This window comes from Daejeonella sp. (assembly GCF_044342615.1).
In the GTDB taxonomy this organism is placed as follows: Bacteria; Bacteroidota; Bacteroidia; order Sphingobacteriales; family Sphingobacteriaceae; genus Daejeonella.
The window spans coordinates 19,131-31,058 of sequence record NZ_JBIIPN010000017.1; the positions used below are offsets into that span (position 1 = coordinate 19,131).

The following is an 11,928-nucleotide window of genomic DNA, read 5'->3' on the forward strand; positions in this document are numbered from 1 at the left end:
AGATTAGATGCCATATGTTTAGTTTTGAAATCGAATTGTGATTTCTTTGAATTTTCATAGATTGTGATTTCAAACTAACAATAATATACGAAAAATAAATTTAATTAACGCTTTTTTGTGTTAAAAACGTTCATAATATGAAAAAAATCTCTTTTTTAATCCTCCTTTTTTTATCAACTGTTTTTAATGTCGCAGCGCAAAAAATACAATCTCCGTCTGAATTTTTAGGGTATAAACTTGGAGATCAATTTACCCCACATCATCGTGTTGTTGATTATTATAAATATCTCAGTACTGTTTCTAAGCATATAAAATTGCAAGAATATGGTAAAACAAATGAGGGTCGCCCTTTGATTTTGGCCTATATAGCATCCGAAAATAATATTAATCGCTTAGAAGAAATACGTAAAAATAATTTGAGCCTTGCGGGGATTAGCGATCAAGCTTCAGCTCCTATTGCTAAAACTAAAACTGCAGATCAACCAGTTATTGTTTGGTTAAGTTATAATGTTCATGGGAATGAGTCGGTTTCCACAGAAGCCTCATTACAAACTGTTTATGAGCTTTTAAATCCGGCAAATCAAGAGACAAAAAGCTGGTTAAACAATACTGTTGTTCTTATTGACCCCTGTTTAAATCCGGATGGAAGAGAGCGATATGTAAATTTTTATAATCCGATAAAAAATTTGATTCCAGATGCTTTACCATTTACTAGAGAGCATATGGAGCCATGGCCTGGAGGAAGAGCAAATCATTATTATTTTGATTTAAATCGTGATTGGGCATGGCAATCGCAAGTTGAGAGTCAGCAGCGTTTAGCAGTATACAATAAGTGGTTACCTCAAGTGCATGTTGATTTTCATGAGCAGGGTGTTGATGAGCCCTATTATTTTGCGCCTGCAGCAGAACCATATCATGAGGTTATTAGTGCTTGGCAAAGAGAGTTTCAAACGATCATAGGAAAGAATAATGCACGCTATTTTGATGCAAAGGCATGGTTGTATTTTACAAAGGAGCGTTTCGACCTATTATATCCATCTTATGGAGATACTTATCCAATTTATAATGGTTCGGTAGGAATGACTTTTGAGCAGGGAGGATCGGGAAGAGCAGGATTAGCGATAATCACAGCCGAGGGAGATACGCTTACATTAAAAGATCGTATTGATCATCATTTTACAAGTGGATTATCTACCGTAGAAGCTTCATCTAAATATGCTGATAGAGCCCTTAGTGAGTTTAGTAATTACTTTGTTAAGAGCAAGACGAGTCCGCCGGGAGAGTATAAATCTTATATCCTTCGCGGCGATAATCCTGAAAAGTTAAAAACTTTATCCACACTTTTAAAACGCAATGGTATTGATTTTGGCTATGGTGCTTCAAAGTCGGTTCAGGCTTTTAATTATTTTACGGGTAAAAATGAATCAGTAAAGGTCAGTAAAAGTGATATGGTTATCAGTGCTTATCAAGCTAAATCTGTGCTTCTTAAGGTTCTATTTGAGCCGAATACCTTTGTATCAGATTCTGCAACCTATGATATTACCGCTTGGTCTTTACCTTATGCCCATGGTATTCAAGCGTTTGCAAGCAAAGAGTCTTTAAATCCTTTATTAAGTTCACCAGAAAGGGAGACTAAGAGTATAAATAAAGTAGAGAATGCAACAGCTTATGTTGCTAATTGGAACTCTGTGACTGATGTTAAGTTTCTAGGCGACTTATTAAAGAGAAATATTAAAGTTAGATTTTCTGAAATCGCTTTTGAAAGTGCTGGAAATCGTTTCGATGCGGGTTCACTGATTATTACAAGAAACGGGAATCTAGCTTTAGGTGCTAATTTTGAAAATGTAATCTATGATTTGGCTAAGAAGAATGGAATTGATTTAGTACCAATGGCATCTGGATTTGTGGATAAGGGAGCTGATTTGGGTTCGGATAAGGTTAGGTTGATAAAAAAGCCGAAAGTTGTGGTTATTGGTGGAGAAGCTACATCTTCACTTGCATTTGGTGAGATTTGGCACTTTTTTGAGCAACAAATTAATTATCCAGTAAGCATTGTAAGGTCACAAGATCTTAATCGAATAGATTGGTCGGAGATTAATGTACTTATTTTACCATCTGGGAATTATGCAGATTTATCTAATGAAAAATTAATCCAGTGGGTTCGTGGTGGTGGGAAGTTAATTGCCATGGGCAATGCCGTGTCGCAATTGGCTGAAGTAAAAGGATTTGACATTAAAATTAAGGAAGAGGCAAAGAAAGACGAGAAGGGACTAGATCCATATAAATTTATCAAGACCTATGAAAACCGTGAAAGAGAGAGTATTTTAAACAATACTCCGGGTGCTATTTATAAAATTGATTTAGATAATAGCCACCCACTTGGTTTTGGTTTTCCTAATTTCTATTACTCTTTAAAATTAGATGATCAAGTTTATCAGTACCTAAATGAGGGCTGGAATGTGGGTGTTGTGAAGAAGAATAATTACGTGACAGGATTTGTTGGCGCAGAAGCTAAGAAGAAAACCGTTGATGGATTAATTTTTGGGGTTCAAGATATGGGCAATGGCTCAGTTGTTTATTTATCTGATGATCCTTTATTCCGTAGTTTTTGGGAGAGCGGTAAATTATTATTTAGTAATGCGGTTTTTATGGTTGGGAATTAGATTTAGAATAAAATTTACCACAAAACCATTTTAAATTATAAAAATCTTTTCGGGTCAAAATATTCTAATATTCTAAATTTTATTTTTTTACTCAAAAAAATAACTCACTGATTATTAACGTGTTACATTCAAAAAATAAAAATATACTTCAATATACTTTGTAATATTAAACTTCTTCACCAAATTTACTTTTTGAAGTAATACCTTTAAATGTTAAAGTACTACTTTTTAAAATAATTAATTTATTCCTCAATTTAAACAATTCAAATCTAATTAAGTATGAAAAAACTTCTACAAAGTTTGTTCTTGTTGTTGTTTATAGCTTTTCAAGCTATTGCTCAGGAGCGCACTGTGACAGGAACTGTAACCGACAAGACAGACGGTTTACCTTTACCTGGAGTAAGTATTAAAGTAAAAGGCTCAAATGCCGGAACCTCAACGGGAGTTGATGGTAAATTCACCTTAAAAGTTCCTGCTAATGTTAAAACATTGGTAGTTTCTTATATCGGGTTTTTAACAAAAGAAATCGAAATTTCTAATGGCGCATTAAATGTAGCTTTAGAAGCTGATTCTAAATTATTGAACGAAGTTGTAATTACGGCTGCTTATGGAACTAAGCAAACGCCTCGTGCTGCAACAAATAACGTTCAAACTGTAACTGGTGAGAAATTAAACGTTATTAGAAGTACTAACGTAAACAACGCTCTTGCTGGTAAGGTTGCTGGTGTTCAGGTTAGAAGCCAGTCGGCTGCTGCTTTAGGTAGAAATACTGAAGTAAGGTTGAGAGGTGGTAATGGCTTTGGAACGGGTAATGGAGCTCTTTATGTTGTTGACGGTACGATTCTTCCTAATGCGGATGACTTGAACTTAGATGACGTTGAAAGTGTTTCTGTATTACAAGGACCAGCAGCTGCGGCACTTTTGGGTTCTCAAGGTGCTAATGGTGCAATTATCATTACAACTAAAAAAGGTAAATCAAGTGGAGGTGCTGCAGGCGTTACAATTAACGCTGGTGTAACATTTGAAGATCCTTATGTATTACCAAATTATCAAAATTCTTATGCTGGTGGTTCGGTTGGTAGCTTAATGAAGTACACTTGGAAAGCATCAGATCCAGCAGAATGGAAGGCTTTAGATGGTAAATATTATCATGATTATAGTGATGATACTTCATGGGGTCCTCGTATGGTTGGTCAAGAGTATATTCCTTGGTATGCATGGTATGGTGGTACACAGTATTCGTACAAAACAACTGCTTTAGTACCTCAACCTGATAATGCTAGAGATTATTACAATACTGGTGCAACATACAATAACTCGGTTTCTTATGGAACTGGTAATGATCGTTCTAATTTTAAACTTACTTATAACAATCAATATACAAATGGTTTAATTCCTAGTAGTAATTTGTTGAAAAACCAGTTACAATTAGTTGGATCATATGAAATTAGCAAGAAGTTTTCAGTATCTTCAAATATTAATTATGTAAAGCAGGTTTTGAATGGTAACATTGCCGATGATTATTCTAACTTAGGTAGTGGTGCATTCAATCAGTGGTTTCACCGTAACTTAGACATGGGTATCATGAAAGAGTTAAGAGGTTTAACTACTCCAGGTATCGGTGGTAATATTATTACAAGTTGGAACCACTTTAATCCAACATCTTATAATCCAAACGACCCAATGGCTTTTGATGGTAATCACTATTGGTACAATATGTTCTCATATGCTGATCTTGAAAAATCAATGAGCCAAAGAGATCGTTTATATGGTAATATTTCATTTACCTACAAGGTAAACAATGATTTAAAATTTGTAGGTGCTTATCGTAAGCAACAAAATACAGCTTTTAATGAAGGTAGAACATACAGCATTCTTGAGCGTAGTGGTTCTTCTACTGGTGTTAGAAATGCTTACAGCACACGTAGTTCTTATTCAAATAGAGAAAACTACGAATTAGTGGGTACATACAGTAAGAAAATCAAAGATTTCACTGTTGATGCAAATGCTGGTTTAGACTTTTTCGTTGCTAAAAGTAATGGAAATAACGCTAATACTAATAATGGTTTATCTATCCCAGATTTATTTACTGTAAATAATTCGGTAGATGCTCCATCGGTTGGTAACTCTCGTTCTCAAGATAAATACAGAGCTTTATTCGGAAGATTTAGCGTTGGTTACAAGAACTTTTTATTCCTTGATGGTAGCTTACGTAACGACTGGTTCTCTACTCTTCCAGTTAATAACAATGACGTGATGTCTAAATCAATTGGTGCTTCATTTGTATTTAGTGATCTATTACCTAAAAGTATTAAAGGTACTTGGTTAAGTGAAGCTAAATTGAGAGCATCATGGGGTGAGGTTCCACAATCTTTAGGTGCATATGCTTATCCAGGTGCTGCTTATGGTGTAGGAACATTAAAGTGGGATGGTAACTTATTAATGGCTACACCAGATCAGTTAGTTGACGAATCTATTTCTGGTGCTGTACAAGCAGCAAAGGAGATTGGTCTTGATTTAAAATTATTTAATAGAAGATTATCAACATCTTTTACCTTATGGGATAAATCAGAAGTTGGTATTCCTAGATCAGTTTCGATTAATGCTACCAGTGGTTTAAGTTCTATTTTAACTAATATTGGTAGAATTAATAGTAAAGGTTTAGAGGTTCAGGTAGGCTTAGAAGCTTTCAGTCGTCCAAACTTTAGTTGGAATGTATCTGCAACTTATTCTAATTTATTAGATAATAAGGTAGTAGAGATTAGTAATAAATATGGTATTAATAGCATTACAGCTGCTACAATTACATTTGGTTTACCAAGTATGGTACATAGAACTGGTCAACAGTGGGGTGAGCTTTATGGTACTGGTATGTTAAGAAATGATGCTGGTGTGCCAATTCTAGATGCGAATGGTTTGTATCAGGTAGCTGCTGCTCCTATGTCTTACGGTTTAGTTACTCCTAAGCATGTGGGTGGTTTGCAGAACTCTTTCAGTTTATTTAAAATGTTCGATATCAATGCGAATATTGATTATTCTATTGGTGGTAAGTTCTCTTCACTTTCAAATATGTGGGGTTCATATAGTGGTTTAACTGCACGTACAGCAACTGTTAACGATAAGGGAATGTCTATTCGTGATGATGTTGCAGATGGTGGTGGTGTTAGAGTTGATGGTGTAGATGCAGCTGGTGTTCCAGTAACAAAATATGTACCTGCTCAAACTTATTTTGCAAACTTCTATAACAGAAAAATTTGGGATCCATATGTTTACGATTTAACATTTGTTAAATTACGTGAGGTTTCTATTGGTTATCGTATACCAGTTAAGAAATTGGGCTTAGATAAATATGTTCAAAATGCTTCGTTTGCACTTGTAGCAAGAAATCCACTAATTTTGTTTGCTAAGACTAAAGACTTTGATCCATCTGAAGTTTCTGGTTCAGCTGGAGAAAATTCACAGTTACCTGGAACTAGAGGTATAGGATTTAATTTAAGAGTTGCATTTTAATTAAATTATTAAAAAAGATAAAAAATGAAAAATAAATTAATATATGGATTGGCATTTTTGATGGTTTTCGGAATGTCAAGCTGTGAGAAGTTAAGTGACTTTGGTGATACCAATGTTAATCCAGCAGCAACAACAGAGCCTAGTGCATCTGCGTTGTTAACGAATTCTCTAGCTGGTTTAGGTAATTGGACTACTAGTCGTCAACTTGGCTATTATGCGCAGTATTTTAGTGAAACACAATATCCTTCAACATCATTATATGCATTGCCACAGGCTGCATTTAGTGGTAACTATAGTGGTACACTTTATGATCTTCAGAATATCATAAACATTAGCCCTAGCAAAAATCAGGTTGCGGTATCAAACATAGTAAAGCAATTTATATTTTGGCAGATGACCGATCGTTGGGGTGATATTCCTTATTCTCAATCATTAAAGGGAATTGAATTTGGTAAGCCAAAATATGATACTCAAGAAGATATTTATAAGGGTATGATCAAGGCTTTAACAGATGCTGTTGCTTCTTTTGATGGTTCTCCAATAAGTGGTGATATTGTGTATAATGGTAATGTAGATTCTTGGAAAAGAATGGCAAACTCATTGAGAATGTTAATGTCAATTCAGTTATCTAAGAAATTTCCTGCAGCTTCTGGCTATGCTGCTACAGAATTTAAAGCTGCTTTAGCTGCAAACGGAGGTTATATTTCTACAAATGATCATAACTTTAAATTAAAGTATGCTGCTCCTAATTACAAAAGCCCAATTTGGGGTTGGTATAATGGCCGTGCAGATGATGCTGAAAGTAAGACAATGACTGATATGTTGTCAAGTTTAACTGATGCTAGAATTAATGTTTACGGTGGCGATTCACACACTGGTGGTTCTGGAACTTCTACAGTTGGAGTACCTTACGGATTGAATGAATCAAAATCTAGAGCATTTGTTAATGCTAATGCTGGCTGGGCTCGTATTTTGAGAGGTGATTTTAGAACAGAGGGTAGTACAGTATTTTTAATTACTGCTGCACAAATTGCTTTGGCAAGAGCAGAGGCTGCCAATTTAGGTTGGACTACTGAGTCTGCTGCAGATACTTATAAGGACGGAATTACTTTATCTTTCACTCAGTGGGGATTAGCTGCTCCAAGTGCAGCATATTTTAATGCTCCTGACGTAGCTTTAGGCACAGATAATGTTAAGAAAATTGCAACTCAACAATGGATTGCTAGTTATCCTGATGGTCACATGGGATGGAATGTATGGCGTAAAACTGGTTTCCCTGTTTTAACTCCAGCTCCTGATGCAGTTAACTCTTCTAAGCAAATTGTAAGAAGATTTACCTATGCAGCCGCAGAGTACACTAATAACCCAGAACTTGTAAAAGAAGCTGTTGATAGATTACCTGGTGGTGATAAACAAGATTCTAAAGTTTGGTGGGATCAATAAGCTATTTTTTAACCATTAATTAAAAATTTCATATTATGAAAAGAAATATATTCAAATACCTTGTATTTGTAATCACCTTAGCAACAACAATAACATCATGCAGAAAGGATGAGTTTGTTGGGGATAATGACCTGGGCGATAAGGGACAAACCATTCTTAAGTTTGCTGAAGGTCCGACTAAAACCTTCTTATTTGAAGCCTTTACTAATATTAAGCCAATTAGTGCTTTTAGTTTGGTTAGAGATGTAAATAGCAATGAAAGCTTGAGTACCGCTTCTTCAGTTGAATTGGTTAAAGCTGCTGTTCCAGCTGGTTATACTTTTTTACCTGATAACATCTTTACATTGCAAACTTCTTCTGCAGCTAAATTTGTTAAAAGTGCAAATGGTTTTACTGTAAATTTCGCTCCTGGTGTATTTGCTGCCGATTTTGAGATTAACTTAAACGGTGCTTTGTTAGACCCAACTTTGAAGTATGCTGTTGCTTATACTATCGGTAATACTGGTGGTGCAACGGTAACTGCTGGTACTCAAAAATCGATTACTGTTGTATTTACTGTTTTGAACAAATATGATGGTATGTACAGTTTTCAGTCAGTTAGTCAGTTTAACAGATATACCAATGGTGTATTAAACACTGGTGATGTTTTAATGGGATCACTTGTAGGTCTTCCAAACAGAGCATTTACTACTATTGATGGAAATACACTTACTTGGACTCCAGTATGGGCTAATGGTGGTGGTGTTGGTGGTGTTGATAATTTTAGGTTGTATGTTAATCCAACAACTAATCAAACTACAATGACTGCTTTAGGTAATGCTACTTTAAAAAATAGCCCAGGCAAGCCTAATTACTATGATCCAGCTACTAAAACGTTTTACCTTAACTTCGAATGGGGTGGAGGTTCTGCACCTGGTGGAAATGGTCGTGATATGAGTGTTGTTCTAAAGTATGAAGGTAAAAGACCTTAATAATTAGTCAATTTTTTAAAAAGGCTGTCTCTTTTAATTAAGAGGCAGCCTTTTTTTTATAAAACGTTTTTACTTCTTGTCCACACTATAAGTCCCGGGACCAATAAAAGCTAATCCGAAGAAAACTACACCCACTTCAATAGCATGTGAAGCACTCATAAAACCTTCATTGCTATTAAGATGTACACTTGCGGCAATTGCCATAGTGAAAGTTAATAAAAGACATACTGGTCTAAATGCTAATCCGAGCAATATTAAAAATCCACCAAAAGTTTCTGTTACTGCTGCTAATAAACCCCAAATTACAGGTATAAAATCTATCCCAGCATTCTTCATTGCCCCGCCAATTGATTCCCATTGTTCTGGTCCGCCTAATAATTTGGGGTAGCCGTGCATCATAAACATAATGCCTAATCCAATTCGGGTAATTAATAATCCAGTATTTTTGTATTTCCCAAAAGATGCTAATAGTGCCATAATGAATGTGTTTTGTTGCTTTTATTTGTATTTGATTAAAAATTTGTGTATATTAAGTTAACCTCTTTGTTTTGAACAGTCATCTTTACTTTTCTTCCTAAAATTAGTGCTTGATTATCGTTAATATGTCCGGCAGGGAAATTAAAGCATACTGGGTAGTTATATTCTGCCACATGACTCAATATAATTTCTTCTGCGTTTTGTCCGAAAGGAATATCATTATCCTTCATTTCTGTAAAGGAACCCACAATTAATCCTTTGAGATTATCTAGTTTACCAGCACGTTTTAAATTCCACATCATGCGATCTAAAGAGTAGAGGTATTCTCCAACATCTTCTAAAAAGAGGATTTTATCTGTGTAATCTTGTTCAGAGGTAGATCCAGCCATCATCACCATCAGGGTTAGGTTTCCTCCTATCAAAACTCCCTTCGCCTGACCATTTTTATTGGGAATCTCACTTGTATAATGATATTCTAAAGGCTCATTAAATAAGGCTTTTCTAAGGCTCTCCAAAGAAGGTTTTGAACCATCAGGGATAGTTAATGGCATTTGTCCGTGAATACTTTCTGTTTGATACAAAGCTTGAATATGGCTATGCAAAACAGTAATATCACTAAAACCAATAATCCACTTGGGTTGTTCTTTAAAGCTATTAAAGTCAAGTTTATCAATGATGCGGATAGTGCCATAACCCCCACGCGCAGCGAAAATAGCCTTCACTTCAGGATTATTTAAAAATTGTTGTATATCAGAAGCGCGAAGCTCATCGGTACCTGCAAACTGATTCCAGGAAGCATTTACGGTTTCCCCTAATATTACTTTTAATCCCCAGGATTCTAGTAATTTAACTGCATCATTAATATTATGGGGTAGTTTTTTCGCCGGACAGGTAATTGCTACGGTATCCCCTTTCACTAAATATGGAGGAGTTTTATAGGAATGCGTTTTTGAATCCGTCATTTAATTTTATTAGGGGTTTAATCTTTTTATTGAATTATAATTAATTTAAAATTACAATTTCATTTAATAGAAATATATAAATAGCCATTTTAAATTAGCACATTAGCCTTTATCTTTGCAAATTAAAAATTAGCTAATATTTATATTTTGGGAACCGATAAATTCAAGAGATACACAGTTACTGCAGCTTTACCTTATACCAATGGCCCTGTGCATATTGGACATTTGGCGGGTGTTTATATTCCTGCGGATATATATGTTCGATTTTTAAGATCAACTGGTAAGGATGTTGTATTTGTTTGTGGATCTGATGAACATGGTGTTCCTATTACTTTAAAAGCTAAAAAAGAAGGTGTTAGTCCGCAGGAAGTAGTAGATAAATACCATAAAATTATTGGCGATTCTTTCCGTGATTTCGGAATAGCCTTCAATATTTACCACCGTACCTCATCGGCAACTCATCACGATACTGCTTCCGGATTTTTCAAAACCTTGTATGATAAGGGAGTATTTAAGGAAGAAGAAACAGAACAATATTTTGATGAAAAGGCTGGACAATTTTTAGCAGATCGTTATATTATTGGAACCTGTCCTAAATGTGGTAATGAAGAAGCTTACGGTGATCAATGCGAGAAATGTGGCTCCACGTTGAGTCCGACAGAATTAATAAACCCCCGTTCCACACTATCAGGGGCACAGCCTGTACTGCGCTCAACAAAGAACTGGTTTTTACCATTAGATACCATGCAGCCTCAAATAGAGGCTTATATAGACGCGCACAAGGATTGGAAACCAAATGTGTACGGACAATGCAAATCATGGCTTAGCGGGGGCTTAAACCCTCGTGCAATGACACGTGATCTTGATTGGGGAGTAAAAGTTCCTGTTGAAGGTGCCGACGGTAAGGTTTTATACGTTTGGTTTGATGCCCCAATTGGTTATATTTCAGGTACAAAAGATCTTTGCAATCCCAATTTAAGTCCTGAAAAGAAGGCTGAATATTATCTTAATGAGAGTTTTAAGCCGAAAGATAGTTGGGAGACTTATTGGTATTCCGAGGATACTAAATTGGTGCATTTTATAGGTAAGGATAATATTGTATTTCATTGCATTATATTTCCTGCGATGTTGATGGCACATGGTCAATTCCAGTTGGCTGATAATGTACCTGCCAATGAGTTTTTAAATTTGGAGGGAGATAAGATTTCAACTTCCAGAAATTGGGCAGTTTGGTTGCATGAATATCTTCAAGATTTCCCTGATAAGCAGGATGTTTTACGTTATGTTTTAACAGCCACAGCGCCTGAGACCAAGGATAATGATTTTACATGGAAGGATTTTCAGGCGAGGAATAACAATGAGCTTGTTGCTATATTTGGAAACTTTGTGAATCGTGTTATGGTTTTATCCCATAAATATTTTGATGGAAAAGTGATGATGGGTTCTGCTTTTACAGCTATTGATTTGCAAGTGATGGCAGAATTAAAGGATTATCCATCAAAGATTGCCGCATCCATTGAGCAGTATCGATTTAGGGAGGCATTATCAGAGTTTATGGCATTGGCTCGTTTGGGAAATAAATATTTAGCGGATGAAGAGCCTTGGAAGATCATAAAAACAGATGAGGAGCGTGTGAAGACAATTCTGAATATCGGATTGCAGATTGCTTCAAACTTGGCTATTCTGGCACAACCCTTCTTACCATTTAGTGCTCAAAAATTGTTTACAATGCTAAACATGAATGTTCAGGATTGGAATACAGCGGGTACATTGGATTTACTTCCTATCGGTCACCAGTTGAATGAAGCAAGTTTATTATTTGAGAAGATTGAGGATGCCGAGATTGAGGCACAAATACAGCGATTAATGGATAGTAAAAAATCCAATGAACAAGCTTCAATG

At 35.6% G+C, this 11,928-nt stretch carries 7 protein-coding genes; 5 read left to right on the top strand and 2 right to left on the bottom strand.

Annotated features, from left to right (window positions below; translation table 11 throughout):
- The first annotated feature begins 137 nt into the window (after positions 1 to 137).
- From ACIQ0D_RS02860 to ACIQ0D_RS02875, 4 genes are all read left to right on the top strand, one after another.
- Positions 138 to 2,663: a M14 family metallopeptidase gene (locus ACIQ0D_RS02860; RefSeq protein WP_395802924.1), complete on the top strand. Its 2,526-nt coding sequence runs from the start codon at positions 138 to 140 to the stop codon at positions 2,661 to 2,663.
- Positions 2,664 to 2,942: 279 nt separating this feature from the next.
- On the top strand, positions 2,943 to 6,173 hold the full coding sequence (locus tag ACIQ0D_RS02865; protein WP_395802926.1) for a SusC/RagA family TonB-linked outer membrane protein: 3,231 nt from the start codon (positions 2,943 to 2,945) through the stop codon (positions 6,171 to 6,173).
- A 24-nt stretch (positions 6,174 to 6,197) separates the two neighbouring features.
- On the top strand, positions 6,198 to 7,616 hold the full coding sequence (locus ACIQ0D_RS02870) for a SusD/RagB family nutrient-binding outer membrane lipoprotein (RefSeq protein ID WP_395802928.1): 1,419 nt from the start codon (positions 6,198 to 6,200) through the stop codon (positions 7,614 to 7,616).
- 35 nt (positions 7,617 to 7,651) lie between these two features.
- On the top strand, positions 7,652 to 8,587 hold the full coding sequence (locus tag ACIQ0D_RS02875) for a hypothetical protein (RefSeq protein WP_395802930.1): 936 nt from the start codon (positions 7,652 to 7,654) through the stop codon (positions 8,585 to 8,587).
- Between the two features lie 69 nt (positions 8,588 to 8,656).
- Here the strand turns inward: ACIQ0D_RS02875 and ACIQ0D_RS02880 are convergent, their stop codons facing one another.
- A complete protein-coding gene (locus tag ACIQ0D_RS02880; RefSeq protein WP_395802931.1) occupies positions 8,657 to 9,064 on the bottom strand; it encodes a DoxX family protein in 408 nt (135 codons plus the stop codon).
- A 35-nt stretch (positions 9,065 to 9,099) separates the two neighbouring features.
- A complete protein-coding gene (locus tag ACIQ0D_RS02885) occupies positions 9,100 to 10,026 on the bottom strand; it encodes an LD-carboxypeptidase (protein ID WP_395802933.1) in 927 nt (308 codons plus the stop codon).
- 147 nt (positions 10,027 to 10,173) lie between these two features.
- Between ACIQ0D_RS02885 and metG the strand changes: the two genes are divergently transcribed.
- On the top strand, positions 10,174 to 11,928 hold a 1,755-nt coding region (gene metG, locus ACIQ0D_RS02890), incomplete at its 3' end, for a methionine--tRNA ligase (protein ID WP_395802935.1).

What these genes read in the sequence shown, in the direction of transcription:
- ACIQ0D_RS02860 (WP_395802924.1), top strand. Translation starts at nt 138, where the DNA reads ATGAAAAAAATCTCTTTTTTAATCCTCCTTTTTTTATCAACTGTTTTT.
- ACIQ0D_RS02865 (WP_395802926.1), top strand. Translation starts at nt 2,943, where the DNA reads ATGAAAAAACTTCTACAAAGTTTGTTCTTGTTGTTGTTTATAGCTTTT.
- ACIQ0D_RS02870 (WP_395802928.1), top strand. Translation starts at nt 6,198, where the DNA reads ATGAAAAATAAATTAATATATGGATTGGCATTTTTGATGGTTTTCGGA.
- ACIQ0D_RS02875 (WP_395802930.1), top strand. Translation starts at nt 7,652, where the DNA reads ATGAAAAGAAATATATTCAAATACCTTGTATTTGTAATCACCTTAGCA.
- ACIQ0D_RS02880 (WP_395802931.1), bottom strand. Translation starts at nt 9,064, where the DNA reads ATGGCACTATTAGCATCTTTTGGGAAATACAAAAATACTGGATTATTA.
- ACIQ0D_RS02885 (WP_395802933.1), bottom strand. Translation starts at nt 10,026, where the DNA reads ATGACGGATTCAAAAACGCATTCCTATAAAACTCCTCCATATTTAGTG.